Below are 13,760 nucleotides of genomic sequence, written 5' to 3'. Positions count from 1 at the left end.
GGTATTTAAAAATAATTTGAGATAGTAAATTATTATAATTGTATGAACTGCAATTATATCATGATGTTGATATGGTTAATTAATTTTTAATTTTATTAAATGATCTTCGAATCTTGGCTAATCGTTAAATATTAGGCTAGATGGTATTGTGTAAAATTCAATAATATTTTTTATCAAAATTGACCTTAAACTTAAACCATGTTTTCAAAATATTTTTGCCGTAAACACAGTGAAATCTATAGGAGGATTATATGCATAATAACAAGAGTGATAACTATCCTTGCCCAGATGCTGTTCAACTTACGATTAAATCCTCATCAGGCGCTATTGCAAATGGTATAGACACTAACTCCGCCATTGCCACACTGACAGATAAGGGCAGGCCACTGCCTGGCCGCCCCATTTGTTTTACGCTGTCCGGTAATGCCCGTTTCAATGATGGTAGCCAACAGATGTCAGTTATTACCGATAATTGCGGTGAAGCCATGGTATGTTTTACCGATACCTGCAATGAAACCATCACCATAACTGGCCAATTTGCACATCACAGGGCTTTCAGTCAGGCCGACTTCTCTGCTTTGCCGTCAGCGACTGATTTTCAGCTGCAGGTTAGAGTGGTGGTTGATTTTTCAGCTGCCGATGGAAAGAGCGCCAATGCAGCCCAGTTTAGGTTGGTGAGCCCCTCAAATATCTCAGTATATAATAAAAATGTCATTTTTTCCGTTACCAAAAGCGCACAGCTCATCAATACTAGCGGCCGTACTAATTACAATGGTTTAGTGGATGTCGGTTTGACGAATTTGGAACCGGAGGAGGTGAGATTGTCTGCAGTTTTAGATGGAGACCCGATGGTGAATCAATATGTCAATCTGACATTTGAGCGCGCGGTAGAATCAGATTATGTGATAACGGCGACTCCGTTAACTACGGATGCGTTAAACGACCCTAATCGAGGTAACTATGTGCGTTTTACCTTAACGCAGCTTGGCGTTGGAATTTCGGGTAATTTAAGAATATCTGATATTAATAATAACTCCATCACTGTAACAACAGCAGAGGACGGTACTTATACCGCTTATTTCACCAGTACAGCACCAGGGAACTTTATGGTTAGAGCAGCGCTGGCCGAAGACAATAGGGTATACGCTGAACAAAGTATTTATTTTGCAGAGGTAGTTTATCCTTTGGAACTTGGCACTTTTAACATAGTTTTACCTTCATCTGGGGTTTTAAGTATTAGCGATATTTTAGGCAGATTTTATATTACACAAAATCATATTTACAGTAACGGAATAAGTAGTTCTTATTATCCAATGGAGTGCCCTGTAAATTCAGTCTGGGTCCCTAATCAAGGCTGTACATCTGGTTTTACTGAAAGCTACGAACACATTTCAGCACTTTACCGAGTTAAAGCTCTTTATTCTGGACTCGGTGAAAATAGGTATTCAAGAGTATATAATATATACCCCGTACTGAGACAATTAGAAGTTACAGTTACAGATCTAGGCCCACAACCATGATTTATTACCTGATGGGTTTGAATGTCTGCCGTAGGTCATTAAAATATATTATTTTTTAAATGGTTAGGTTTTTATAGGAATCGTTAGTTATCAGGAGGTTGTTATGCTTCGTAATAATATTACTGAATATCCTAAAACCGATGGTATTTGCCTAGTAATAAATTCATCGTCTGGCGCCCCTGCAAACGGTCAATGTCATAATACCGGCATTGCCACACTGACAAAGAAGGGCAAGCCACTGTCGGGCCGCCCCATTTGTTTTACGCTGTCCGGTAATGCCCGTTTCAGTGATGGTAGCCAACAGATGTCAGTTATTACCGATAATTGCGGTGAAGCCATGGTATATTTTACCGATACCTGCAATGAAACCATCATCATAACTGGCCAATTTGCACGGCATACCGCTTTCAGTCAGTCCGCTTTTTCTGACCCAGCTGTAGCAAATGACTATCAATTGCAAGTTCAGGTATTAGACAATTTTTCATTCGCAGATGGAATTGATTTAAATGCTGCTCAGTTCAAACTGGTCAGTCTCTCCAATCAATCGGTGTATGATAAAAAGGTCAATTTTTATGTTACCGAAAGTGCATTGCTTACCATTACTAACGCTAAAACCAATTTTAACGGCCTCGTTGATGTGGGTTTGACGAATCGCCAACCGCAGCAAGTGATTCTGACTGCTCGGCTGGATGAGGATCCCACGGTTGAAGAATCTATTTTGCTGGAGTTTGTCCCCGTAATAACGCCGGGTTATGTTTTAACGGCTCGAATATTTGTTAATGATGCCTTTGCCGATCCCAATTTTGAAAACTCCGTACTGTTCCACCTGACATATAACGGCAATCCTATCGAAGGGAATTTAAGAATATATCCTATCGACCCAATCTCAGCACCCTACGCTAGACGCACCGATAATAATGGTGATGCGATCATCTATTACAAGAGTAGCTCGCCAGGCGAGTTCGTAGCCAGAGCCGAGGTCAGCGATGATCGAACAGTGTATGCCGAAGCAATCATTACCTTTTCGATTGTTAACTACCCGTTGTTTTTAGGCAGTATAACCCCTTATCCTACCATTCCTTTCGGTTGGAGGGGGATTGATCGTATTTTAAGTCCATTTTTTATTACTCAGGGCCACGTATATTCATTCACATTCTCTTTTGCATCAGCTTGGTATATATGTGAAAGATCCGCTTTTATTAATAACATTTGTACTGCTGGATATCCTATAAGCTATGAATGGCTTGGGTCGGGAAGTTTTTTGGCACTGGCATCTGGTTCAGGTAATAACCTTTTTTCAAACAGGGCTGTGTATATTTCGCCCGATAATGTTGATAAGCCAATATCTATATATGATAATGGACCTATATCATGATCTATGAGCTTTCAGCGAAAAGGGCATTACACTATAATGTTCTCTTTCACTTTACCTGTAAATTTCATGGCGCATACCATGCGCCGTGAGCTTATTTATTATAACAAATTACATTCTTTAATAGTCGACATTTTATAAAATTGAGCGGGTGGTTAGTTTGAAAATTATCAAAATAGCGGTAACGAAAATCTAAATAATAAATATAAAAACAGTTTTCATTAATAATCATGTTATTTTGTCCCCTAATAATTTTTTGACTTCTGGAGTAATTAATTATCATTAACCATTTTATGAAACTTTATTCGGCCACTCTCTGGGGCCTGATTATAGCCCCTAAGTTACCCTGTACTATTTTTTGTTTACAAAAACACGGTCAGGAACAAACAAAAATACCTCTATTCCATTGATGTTCAGACAGATTTTATATACCATCTTAGTGCCCGACTGGTCATTCCTTTGGCCTGTAAGCAACCGGTAAACTCATAAGTAAAGGTGCTGTCTCCTATCTTAACAGTAGATAAGATAGATTATGTAATAATGACAAGTTTACTGACTACAATAGATGTTAAAAGCCTGAATTCAGATAATCAGGTTAAGGATGTACGTCGGTTGCGTGACGAGCTGGTTGCCGCGATTGATTTCTTGATCCTAGAGATTTAAGAACGCCTTCTTATTAATTCCCGTCTTTCTTTTCCTTTATTTTCATTTGGGATCCTTTTCGGTTTTTGAGGTAACGAACTGAAACACCAATATTATGTATTGCCCTACTTGATATGTAGCTACATTATTATAGCTACAATGTGGTCAAGTTATAAACTCCTTAAGGGGAGATGAAATGAGCGCTTCTGTTATTCGAGCCCGCGTTGATGCTAATATTAAGGCTGCAGCCAAAGCCAATACTCAGGCTTTGGGAATGGATCTGTCTACCAGTGGGAAATTATATCGGGTATTTAGAGTGTCATGGTGCGCCAAAATTATTATTAGTTTACCAACAAACGGCAACTGAATTGAAATTGTATCGTGTTGGCAGTCATGCGGATCTGTTTGGTTGATGGATTGATAGGGTTTTTCCTGATATTTATTTGGTGCTCTGTAATGTTGACGTGTTATGCGTTTTTTGATCAATGAAAGAATTTTCTATTTCTCAATCCTCTTCCACTATTCTCGCTTCCTTTGGAAGTCCATGTGGTAACTCTCACCTTCTGGTGACGTTCTGGCTCAATGAGTACCGATTAAGATCCTTTCGGTTTTTGCGTTAAAGCCCCGAATCCTCCCTAAGTTATCCCCTTTTCTGTGTGTAAGACTATATCTTGTGTTTTTAATCTCATATTCATACACTATGAGGTGCCAAGAGGCACAGGGTCACGGCATGACGGGCGTCTGTCGCGACCCTTTTTTTGTTTTCTTTACTCGGTATTTAATCCATTATAGAAAAATACCCGAATGATCCCGGATCCGATCAGGGAATTATTGCGCTCGGCTGCACGTGACTTTTACGGCACAATGGTGATGACACTTAGCAAAATCGAGGGCGCGTTGTCACATGACAGGTCATTAGCCAAACGATCGCGGAGATTGAAAACTTGAGCCTTATCCCCCACGAACCGGAAAACTTTTCGCGTAGCGCGATCGGCAACTATTTTGACTGGCAGGGCGCGGCCGAACTGCGCAATATGGCGCTCCGGGCCAATCTTGGCACGCCGGCATACCTGTTGGCACCCGAAGTGGCGGTGCTGCTCGGGTATTTTGTTGACTTGCATCAACGGTTGCTGATGGAAACGCTGTGGAATACCGGGGCCCGGATTAATGAAGCCCTGTCTATCACCCCAGCCGACATTGAGCTGGAAGGAGGCCGCCCTTTTATTGTGCTGCGGACACTCAAGCAGCGCCGGCGTAAACCGGGACGGCCCACGAAAGTAGAGCAAATTCAGGGATTTGATAGAGCAATCCCCTTATCAGACCAAACCTATACGCTGCGCTTACGAGAATATCTGGCCACATTCAAACCGAAACGGCATGAACCGTTGTGGCCGATCACCGATGACACGGCACGTAACTGGCTGACCCGCGCGGTGGACAGTGCTCAACGTGGCGGGATTGTGTTTCGGGTGAATCCGGTGACCACCAAAACTTTTCGGCACAGCTATGCCATGCACCTGATCCAGCACAGTGTACCCTTGAAAGTGGTCCAGGCTTTTATGGGTCATAAAGAATTGAAGAGTACCGAAGTGTATACCAAAGTATTTACCCTTGAGGTAGGCCAGCAGTTTGGTGTGAAGTTCAGTATGAATGCGGATGATGCACGACGGCTGATCTGTGCTATTCCCATGAGCAGTGATGGTGAATTCAGGCCTGTCCCCATCGATGTTCGCAAGGAAATTGTGAAATAAAAAATAGTTACTTATTGATTAATAGTAGCATTATACTTAATACTTAATACTTAATACTTAATACTTAATACTTAATACTTAATACTTAATAGATTATAGATAACAATTCATACTTATGATGTAATACGGATAATTGACCTAAACTGAGGGTGGACGATGATCACGATTGTCGGATGTAACAAAGGTGGCGCGGCCAAGACCACGACTGCCATCAATATCGCCATTGGCCTGGCACTGCGCGGGGAGGACGTTTGTCTGGTTGATGCAGATGTTCAGCGCTCCGCCTCTCGCTGGTATGCCGAACGGGAGCTATCGGGACTTATACCGGCCATCACCTTGATTGAGAAACGTGACAATATCTCCCAGACGCTAAAAAGTCTGGAGAGCCGGTTTGGTCAGGTTATTGTCGATGTCGCTGGTCGTAACAGTCGGGAACTGATCACCGGCGGTACCGTTGCCCATCAAATCATTGCGCCTCATCAGTGTTCCCAGTTGGATCTGGATACGTTGATGGAACTTCAGCAGCAGCTGGAGAGTATGCGAGATTTGAATCCCGAATTAAAAGCTTGGTGTTATCAGACGATGGCGACAACTAATCCCTTGATACGGGGTACGGAACGCAATGAGTTTCTTGAGTATGTGAAAGAGTTCGATGGGCTGGTTCCTCTGAGTAGTGTCGGGTGCTACCGAAAAATTTATCGTGATGTGATGTCCGATGGACGCTCAGTACTGGAAGCCGACAATGAGAATGCGAAAGCGGAAGTTTTGGCTTTGTTACAGGAGGTTTTCTGATGGCACTTAAAAAGCCCCAGTTGCGTAAAGAAGTGACTGAAGCTGACGCCGAAGCACTGGCGAACCGGTTGGCTGACAGACCTTACGGTGAAGAGAAAAAACCGTCCTTACAGCCTGAAGCGCTAACCAGAACCACTATATCGTTACCTGAAGGCTTGCTGCGTGAGCTTGAAGATAGGGCTCTGGCCAATAAGCGTGCGGGAGTCGCGCCTAAAAATGTCAGTGCGTTGGTTCGCGAAGCCATAGACGCGTATTTTAAAATGGAGTGATAAAATAATAAATATGAAGTATGAAATTTTGGGTGTTAATAGTTTATAAGATTTTTTTTCTTGGAGTGTTTTTCGAACCTTGAATTGGGCTAATAGTGTGACAATCTACCCTCAATATATTGAACGGTGTGTGACATATTGCCTTGAGCAATCAGGATTTCTGGATGACTGTGACATATTACCCTCACTCTGGGGAGCTATGTTAGATAATTGCGATATGTGCTGGTCTTTCATGGGAAAAAAAACCTGACGACGTACACATGGAGGGTTATTTGTCACACTTCAGTGTAGGAAAATACGATGTGAGTCGTCATACGACCTGATTTTTTTTCAATATAATCAAGACTTATTGGCGTTCGTTTATTGATCTCTTCGACAATTGGATTGAGGAATCTGCGCCTGAAATCAGGCATTCGCGTATAGCTCTGTGGCAATTGATAGCGTTCAATCATCCATTTCACCCCCAGAATAGCGACCCCGGTCCCATCACTTCTTCTGTATTGGCATAATGACTCATAGAGTCGCATGGCATAGGGGCTGGTGATCTCTTTCGTTTCACCGAGACGAAACTGCGTAAATCGATTTTGTAAACCGATAAAGAAGGGAATGAGATAAGGGTTTAAATGTACGCTGTAAACGCCGCGAGCCGGACTGTGCGCACGCTTAATAAACCATGGATAGGACTCATAGCCTTTTTCATCCCCAAAATCCTCCTCAGGTCTATAGAACGTGACCTCTTTTCCGACAAAGTTTTTCAATGCATTACGAATATCTTTGCTGGCTTCCGCTGATGTTAAATTGAATATCTCGGCGTATTTTGACACGGCAATTTCACAGATGCCGTTATGCTGATCAATTCCTTGGACACTGTCCACTTTTCGGATCTGGTCAACAAAGAGATAAAGCATACGTTTCTGGTCTCGAGACAGGCTGTATGCGGCTTCTGTCAATTCATTGGATTGAACGATACGTTGGCCAACTTTACGGGGCTTATTTTTTAATTCAGGCACTATACCCATCTTTATCTCTGTGATAACTGTGACATCTCTGGATGTTGTCACGGGTCTGAGTCTCTGTCAATTCCTGTGAATAAAGTCTATTCGTCAGGGCAATTTGTCACGCTGCTCAGGGCAAATTGTCACTGTTTAACCCTATATTGAGGGTGATTTGTCACGGAATGAGGGTGATTTGTCACGCAGGTTCCACTGAGAGCCCCGTAATATAAAGCCCCGGAGTACTCTAAAAAGGTTTAAAAAGGATCTTAAAAAGATCTATTAAAAATAAGCAGTGTATATGTGCATAAGTCGCTACTCAGGCGAGGAAAATACAATAAGGATGTCGCTATCCGGCAAAGCCGGATGCTTCTCTCTTATTCGCTTCGCTTTTATACTGCCTCCCTACGGCTACGCCTTCGGGCAATATAACGCTACAACTTCAATATCACCATATGCACCTTAACAATAATGTCCAAAAACAAATCCTAGTTAAACTTTAAAACCTTCTTCAAGAGATATCTGTAAATCCTGACTTACAGCCCCCTAAGCGCTGCCAGCAAGCTGTCCGCACTAAGGCCCCGGTACATCGCGGCTATGCCGCGCTAACGGGGTTAAAAGGGCTTATATCACTCCTTCATTGACAATCAGTCCGCAAGGCTTAGCAGGCCAAAGGGAGTATTAGGATCTTTGATGATCCTCTACCGGCTTACGCCGGGTTTCAGCGGATTAACTTCTATGAAACATGTTTCTCCAGAGCACCGCTTTACATGCGCTATGCGCATAAAGTCAGTGCTTCGATGGCGTTAATGCGTTCAGATGAGCAATGAGATAGTTGGTCCGCGGGTGCGAATGGATGAAACCTACCTCAAAATCAAAGGCCAGTGGCGCTATCTGTACAGCGCGGCCGATACCGCAGGCAAACTATCGACTTTTTGCAGGCCGCCAAACGGGATGCTGCAGTTGCATTGCGCTTCTTTCACAAGGCTATTCGTTATCACGGCGAACCCGAGAGGGTCACTATAGATAAAAGTGGTGCTAACACCGCTTCTTTGGCCACGCTCAATGCCGATAAACCCGATGAGGAAACGATGTAAGTACCTAGGGGCAGTTTGGAGATCGAGAATTATTGTACGGTAGGCCTGTTTTTGAACAGGTGGTGTTATCGCAATAGGGTGTAATCCTGCGCTATAGCCTGCTTGGCTAGCATTTTTAGCCAATGAGATAACCTAAATGCGATACAGAATGCGCGATAATTTAAATGCGATAACCGCTGACGCAAGATCAATAAATTACTCACCAACGTTGGTAAAATAATGCTCTAAACGTACAAAAATTTCCGATATCCAAACTGACCCCTACCTGAACTACCTTGTAGAGAAAGATTTCCTCAATATCAAACGTCGGATACGCCCGATGCTGGGATTCACTCCTTTCAATGGGCAGACCGTATTGCCGAGTATTGAGCAGGAACACCTGCTGCTGGAATATCAAGAGCTAGTCATTGAATTTGGTAGTAGTGGATACGTGATTGCGTTGCACGGCTAGGATGAAATTCATGTATTTTTTTGTATTGCTACTTTGAATTTGAATTTGAATTAAAAAACTAACTGGCACATTAAGTTAGGTGAAAATATTTTTAACTTCCTATTGAAAAGCAGGTAATTTTTTTCGTTCCATCCGAGCCTTCTATCACTGTAATTCGTATGCTTAATCAATCACAGAACGTAAGTCGTCACATTCCCCGGCGATAGAACTCCAGCCTAAATACAAGGATTGAACGATGCCCTACCTACTCATGACCCAAAACCAAACCATATCGCCAGCTTCATAAACGTATATCAAAATCATTCTAGGCGAGATCTATATTAAAATGTAACGACCTTTTAACTCTCAAATTTCGCGTAGCGTGATCGATATTCCTGCACAGATTCTCATTCTTATATGTGAATCTGCAATTAAAAATAAAATTAAGTTTGTTTTTTGGTAAATGATTTACATTATTGTCTATGTGTAGCATTATTGTTTAAATTCTAAAATGTTACATATTGAGGCATTTTATGTCGGAAAATACTAAACAAATATATAGAGTGGCCGAGCGTTCCGAACGCATGCTTGGTCTCCTGACCAAACAGATCAAGGAACAAAAGGAGGAACTTGAAGAAACTACTTATTTCCAGACTTATGCTAAAGCTGCAGTTGCCAAATTACCTAAATTGACACGTGCAAGTGTTGACTATGCTGTCAGTGAAATGGAAGAGCAAGGCTACATGTTTTTGAAGAAGCCGGCTGGAACCTCTATAAAGTATGCGATGTCACTGCAAAATATTATAGATATTTATCATCATCGTGGCGTTCCTAAATATCGTGATCGACACGATGAAGCTTTCACTATTTTTGTGGGTAATCTGAAAGGTGGTGTATCAAAAACAGTAAGTTCAGTTTCGCTTGCTCATGGATTACGTGCCCACCCTCACTTACTTTATGAAGATTTAAGAATTCTGGTTATCGACCTTGATCCTCAGTCTTCAGCCACGATGTTTCTTAATCACTCTCGTTCTATTGGCGCTGTAGATACTACATCTGCTCAAGCAATGCTACAAAATACCACTCGCGAAGAACTTCTATCTGAATTTGTGATTTCTTCTATTGTGCCTGGTGTTGATGTTATCCCTGCATCTATTGAAGATGCATTTATTGCATCTCAATGGAAAGAACTGTGTACCGAACATCTACCTGGTCAGAATATCTATACCGTTCTTAAAGAAAACATCATTGATAAACTCAACAAAGATTATGATTTTATCTTTATTGATAGCGGCCCACATCTCGATGCCTTCCTAAGTAATGCCATTGCAGCGTCGAACCTACTTATGACACCAATCCCCCCTGCCCAAGTCGATTTTCACTCGACTTTAAAGTATCTTACTCGTCTTCCGGAACTTATTGAGATGATTGAAAAATCAGGCGCTAAGTATCCTCTTCAGGGCAATATAGGATTTATGTCCAAATTGCAGAACAAGCCTGATCACAAACTTTGTCATAGTCTGGCTAAGGAGATATTTGGTGGCGATATGTTAGATGTTGCCCTACCCCGCCTTGATGGTTTTGAACGATGTGGTGAGTCTTTTGATACTGTTATTTCCGCTAATCCCTCTACTTATGTTGGTAGCTGTGAGGCATTAAAAAATGCTCGTGCTGCTGCTGAAGATTTTGCTAAAGCTGTATTCGATCGCATCGAATTTATTCGGGTGAACTGAGGTAATCCATGACAAAAAAACGCCCAACCATCGGCCGGACATTTAGTGCTTCCCCTTTGTCCAATGCATCAACTGATAATTATCGTCAGATTTTTACTCTTGCGTCAGGGAGAAAAGCCGTCTTCATTTTTGAAACCATTCCTGCAAAAGATATTGCTGAACGTTCATTTGTATCTCTAGCAACAAATGGTAGAGATCCAGCGGGTGTCACGGAAGAATCACTTCAGGACATTATAAGGACAATTCGACTCCAGCAATTTTTCCCTGCAATTGGACGTATGATTGCCGGAAAGATTGAAATCCTCGATGGCTCGCGTCGCAGGGCAGCCGCATTGATTTGTCACGTCGACCTCAATGTTCTGGTTACTCAGGACGATATTGATATAGAAGATGCGAGAAAACTCGCCGCTGATATTCAAACCGCAAAAGAACATAATTTACGTGAGATTGGATTAAGGCTTTTACTTCTCCGCGATTCAGGCATGAACCAGAAAGATATAGCCCAATCGGAACACTTATCGCCCGCGAAAGTGACTAGAGCTATTCAGGCCGCATCGGTACCAGAGATGATGTTAGAGCTCTTCCCTATTCAATATGAACTAACCTATCCAGATTATAAATTTTTGCTCGATATTGATGAACAATTACGGCTGCGTTGTCTCGAACCAGAGACATTTGTTGATTCAGTTAGGAAGCAAATAAAAACAATTTCTAATGCCAATGAGTTAGTCTCTGATGAACTGAAAAATGAAATAATAAAATCGTTCCGACTTGTTTTAGACGGGGTTTTAGCTAAACCTGGAAAACAGGCTACTGCTGTTGTTGAAAAATTATGGGACTTTGAAGAAAAAGATAAATACGCTCGAAAACGTATAAAGGGGCGCGCTTTTAGCTATGAGTTTAGCCGTTTGCCAAAAGAGTTGCAGGTAGAACTTGACCGACTTATTTTGCACACAATGAAGAAACATTTATCACAATAATTCTATCAATTCAGTGGCGATTTCAGCCTGAAATCGCCAGGGTTTCAGTGCGGTTACTCTACTACAATAGATGAAATACTTTTGGCGAACTTTTTGGTTTTTTCCTCGTTTCACCGATAGATCATCCACTTGGTGCCTTTGCTAGATAAAACATTTCGCCGACATAAACTTACTCTGGATCGGCGATGGCGAATACAACCTTCATAAAAATCAAATATAATGGAAATATCTGTGCCATGCTGTGGATATTGTAGGCCAGACCTTCGGCTTTCTGCTGACCGCTAATCAAGACGTGCATCCGCGTTGTATTTCTTTCGCAAAGCCATTCGGTATCACCGCGAACCTGAGAGGGGTACTATGGATATCAGTGGTATCAACCCGGCAGTGATGACCATACTTAACGCCGACAAAGAATAAACGATTACCATCAGGGAGAGTAAATACCTGATCAATCTGATAGAGCAGAGCCATGAGAATATCAAACGACAGATACGGACAATTTCGGGATTCAAATCATTCTGCCTGGCGCTGACGATATTGACCGGCATTGAGTTAGTCCACAGATACGCAAAGGGCAATATTATCATCCCTCTGGAGCCCGTTTATTACTTGCGGAACAATTTTATCTGTTGGCCACCTAAAAAACAGACAGCTCAGTTTTTTCGTATTTCCGCTGTGAACGTGACAGGGCTCATTTCCTTATTCTTCCTCCCCGCTAAACAGTTCTACCACTAGGCATGACAAAAAGTGTGCGCTATCGCCGTCTACTACATCCATTTAAGCCAACCGGCGACCAGTCCTGATACCTCTTCTCTGCAATGATTTTACACAATGCGGGGCATTCAATTAGCTTGCAAGGTTTTGGCCTCAGGGCACTGTCCCACGCGTCCTTATCAGCTTTTGCAGCTCGGTAATGTTTTGCACTTCCATGCCTTTTGATCTCGCGGCTAATAGTTGAAGGAGCTCTTGATAATTTGTCAGCGATGTCCCTGATGCTAATTTTTGCTACCAGCCCCCTGGATATTCTCTCTCTTTCATCAAGTGAAAGAGCTAACCGATGCCGCTTTCTGACAGGAGGGCGATACCCAGCAGTTTGGTGAATAGTGGGCATAACAGAAGAGTGATATATGTCGAACATTCTGGCGATGTCATGTAAAGAATCACCTTGCTTATACCTGTCCCAGATAATCGCTTTCTGTTCTGGCGTGTAGTAAATGCGCGTTCTTCGTTTCATGGCAACGTCCCCCTTCTTTAAGGATAGCTTTGAATCGACCCGTTGAACTCATAGCGAAAAACGGACATAGCATCCTCGGAATAGCCAGGAATCCGAGTTGTCCCATCATCCGTTTCGGGATGATGCTTTTCCAGGCAGGATACTTTATGCTGGTCATAATCTCTTTATAGGATATAACCATGATAACTTTAGATAAATCAGATCCATTTTCTTCAGAGTCCCATCGCTTAATCGAAATGCTATCAGCAGAACTTGCCGCTATTACTGGTGATAACGGCAAAAGCAATTTCACTGTTGATGCAATGAATGGTGACAAAGCGTTATGGGTATTGGCAAAGAATGCCGAAGGCGATGCGATAGGATGCGGCGCTATCCGGCCATTAACGCATAATATAGCCGAGCTTAAAAGAATGTTTTCAGACCGAAGTGTGACAGGCGTTGGTAACGCTTTACTCACTTTTCTGGAAACCTCCGCAAAAGAAATGGGGTATCTCGAGCTGAGGCTGGAAACCCGGCATATCAACCATCGGGCCATAAATTTTTACGAGAAAAATGGGTATGTCCGTATTGAGAATTATGGCCCATATATAGGCAGAGATGAGGCAGTCTGTTTCTCAAAGGCATTGTGCTAATTGGGGCCACTTTGGATATCGAAAATTATTGTACTATAGGGCTTCCTCGGCATGTCAACGCCGGTGTTTACGGTTTCTTGTCTGCTCTTCAGTAAAAATAAAGGGGCACTGTTGCAAAAATCTGGTGATGATAAGCTAAAGCGCCATTTCGGCTGAAGGGGAGCGTATGACCCCATTTAAAGGTCGGCATTTTCAGAGTGAAATCATCCTCTTGGCTGTTCGCTGGTATTGTAAATACGGTATCAGCTACCGCGAACTCCAGAAAATGCTGGCTGAACGGGGCATTAATGTTGACCACACCACGATTTATCGTTGG

At 42.4% G+C, this 13,760-nt stretch carries 11 protein-coding genes and 5 pseudogenes; 14 read left to right on the top strand and 2 right to left on the bottom strand.

Annotated elements, in window-relative coordinates; all coding sequences use genetic code 11:
• Window positions 1-251: 251 nt before the first annotated feature.
• The 7 genes and pseudogenes from Q2T72_RS22100 (at window position 252) to Q2T72_RS22070 (ending at window position 6,346) form a co-directional block, all read left to right on the top strand.
• Window positions 252-1,520 carry an Ig-like domain-containing protein gene (locus tag Q2T72_RS22100; RefSeq protein WP_372569936.1) on the top strand — a complete coding sequence of 423 codons (1,269 nt, stop codon included), beginning with the start codon at window positions 252-254 and terminating at the stop codon, window positions 1,518-1,520.
• Window positions 1,521-1,623: 103 nt separating this feature from the next.
• The gene (locus Q2T72_RS22095; protein ID WP_372569935.1) at window positions 1,624-2,895 is read left to right on the top strand and encodes an Ig-like domain-containing protein; all 1,272 of its coding nucleotides are present in this window, start codon (window positions 1,624-1,626) and stop codon (window positions 2,893-2,895) included.
• Window positions 2,896-3,258: 363 nt separating this feature from the next.
• Window positions 3,259-3,555, top strand: a pseudogene (locus Q2T72_RS22090) (CcdB family protein); the annotation flags it as partial.
• 206 nt (window positions 3,556-3,761) lie between these two features.
• Window positions 3,762-3,947, top strand: coding sequence for a type II toxin-antitoxin system YafQ family toxin (locus Q2T72_RS22085; protein ID WP_372569934.1), 186 nt, complete (start codon window positions 3,762-3,764; stop codon window positions 3,945-3,947).
• 531 nt (window positions 3,948-4,478) lie between these two features.
• Window positions 4,479-5,285 carry a tyrosine-type recombinase/integrase gene (locus tag Q2T72_RS22080; protein ID WP_372569933.1) on the top strand — a complete coding sequence of 269 codons (807 nt, stop codon included), beginning with the start codon at window positions 4,479-4,481 and terminating at the stop codon, window positions 5,283-5,285.
• A gap of 156 nt (window positions 5,286-5,441) precedes the next feature.
• The gene (locus tag Q2T72_RS22075) at window positions 5,442-6,077 is read left to right on the top strand and encodes an AAA family ATPase (RefSeq protein WP_372569932.1); all 636 of its coding nucleotides are present in this window, start codon (window positions 5,442-5,444) and stop codon (window positions 6,075-6,077) included.
• Window positions 6,077-6,346 carry a hypothetical protein gene (locus Q2T72_RS22070; protein WP_372569931.1) on the top strand — a complete coding sequence of 90 codons (270 nt, stop codon included), beginning with the start codon at window positions 6,077-6,079 and terminating at the stop codon, window positions 6,344-6,346. Before Q2T72_RS22075 ends, Q2T72_RS22070 begins: the two co-directional genes overlap by 1 nt.
• Window positions 6,347-6,621: 275 nt before the next feature.
• Here the strand turns inward: Q2T72_RS22070 and repE are convergent, their stop codons facing one another.
• On the bottom strand, window positions 6,622-7,356 hold the full coding sequence (gene repE, locus Q2T72_RS22065; protein ID WP_372569930.1) for a replication initiation protein RepE: 735 nt from the start codon (window positions 7,354-7,356) through the stop codon (window positions 6,622-6,624).
• Window positions 7,357-8,172: 816 nt separating this feature from the next.
• Between repE and Q2T72_RS22060 the strand changes: the two are divergent.
• The 5 genes and pseudogenes from Q2T72_RS22060 to Q2T72_RS22040 all read left to right on the top strand — a co-directional run.
• A pseudogene (locus tag Q2T72_RS22060) lies at window positions 8,173-8,432 on the top strand (DDE-type integrase/transposase/recombinase); the annotation flags it as partial.
• A 322-nt stretch (window positions 8,433-8,754) separates the two neighbouring features.
• Window positions 8,755-8,886 carry a hypothetical protein gene (locus Q2T72_RS22055; RefSeq protein WP_372569929.1) on the top strand — a complete coding sequence of 44 codons (132 nt, stop codon included), beginning with the start codon at window positions 8,755-8,757 and terminating at the stop codon, window positions 8,884-8,886.
• A gap of 512 nt (window positions 8,887-9,398) precedes the next feature.
• On the top strand, window positions 9,399-10,598 hold the full coding sequence (locus tag Q2T72_RS22050; protein WP_372569928.1) for an AAA family ATPase: 1,200 nt from the start codon (window positions 9,399-9,401) through the stop codon (window positions 10,596-10,598).
• An 8-nt stretch (window positions 10,599-10,606) separates the two neighbouring features.
• Entirely contained in the window at window positions 10,607-11,578 is a 972-nt protein-coding gene (locus tag Q2T72_RS22045; protein ID WP_372569927.1) for a ParB family protein, read from the top strand.
• 120 nt (window positions 11,579-11,698) lie between these two features.
• Window positions 11,699-12,219: pseudogene (locus tag Q2T72_RS22040) on the top strand (DDE-type integrase/transposase/recombinase); the annotation flags it as partial.
• 119 nt (window positions 12,220-12,338) lie between these two features.
• On the opposite strand, the pseudogene Q2T72_RS22035 reads toward Q2T72_RS22040, so the two are convergent.
• A pseudogene (locus Q2T72_RS22035) lies at window positions 12,339-12,812 on the bottom strand (transposase); the annotation flags it as partial.
• A gap of 179 nt (window positions 12,813-12,991) precedes the next feature.
• On the opposite strand from Q2T72_RS22035, the gene Q2T72_RS22030 reads away from it, so the two are divergent.
• Together Q2T72_RS22030 and Q2T72_RS22025 are read left to right on the top strand one after the other, a co-directional pair.
• Window positions 12,992-13,444: a GNAT family N-acetyltransferase gene (locus tag Q2T72_RS22030; protein ID WP_372569926.1), complete on the top strand. Its 453-nt coding sequence runs from the start codon at window positions 12,992-12,994 to the stop codon at window positions 13,442-13,444.
• Window positions 13,445-13,610: 166 nt separating this feature from the next.
• Window positions 13,611-13,760, top strand: a pseudogene (locus Q2T72_RS22025) (IS6 family transposase); the annotation flags it as partial.

Origin of the sequence: Yersinia sp. 2466 StPb PI, from assembly GCF_041538325.1 — a bacterium.
Taxonomy (GTDB): domain Bacteria; phylum Pseudomonadota; class Gammaproteobacteria; order Enterobacterales; family Enterobacteriaceae; genus Yersinia; species Yersinia enterocolitica_E.
Note: the sequence above shows the minus strand (reverse complement) of the source record. Positions and strands in the feature narration are given on the sequence as shown.

Excerpts from the sequence above, each read along its gene's own strand:
- Q2T72_RS22045 (WP_372569927.1), top strand. The coding sequence starts at position 10,607 with ATGACAAAAAAACGCCCAACCATCGGCCGGACATTTAGTGCTTCCCCT.
- Q2T72_RS22100 (WP_372569936.1), top strand. The coding sequence starts at position 252 with ATGCATAATAACAAGAGTGATAACTATCCTTGCCCAGATGCTGTTCAA.
- Q2T72_RS22075 (WP_372569932.1), top strand. The coding sequence starts at position 5,442 with ATGATCACGATTGTCGGATGTAACAAAGGTGGCGCGGCCAAGACCACG.
- Q2T72_RS22085 (WP_372569934.1), top strand. The coding sequence starts at position 3,762 with ATGCTAATATTAAGGCTGCAGCCAAAGCCAATACTCAGGCTTTGGGAA.
- Q2T72_RS22030 (WP_372569926.1), top strand. The coding sequence starts at position 12,992 with ATGATAACTTTAGATAAATCAGATCCATTTTCTTCAGAGTCCCATCGC.
- Q2T72_RS22055 (WP_372569929.1), top strand. The coding sequence starts at position 8,755 with ATGCTGGGATTCACTCCTTTCAATGGGCAGACCGTATTGCCGAGTATT.
- Q2T72_RS22070 (WP_372569931.1), top strand. The coding sequence starts at position 6,077 with ATGGCACTTAAAAAGCCCCAGTTGCGTAAAGAAGTGACTGAAGCTGAC.
- Q2T72_RS22095 (WP_372569935.1), top strand. The coding sequence starts at position 1,624 with ATGCTTCGTAATAATATTACTGAATATCCTAAAACCGATGGTATTTGC.
- Q2T72_RS22050 (WP_372569928.1), top strand. The coding sequence starts at position 9,399 with ATGTCGGAAAATACTAAACAAATATATAGAGTGGCCGAGCGTTCCGAA.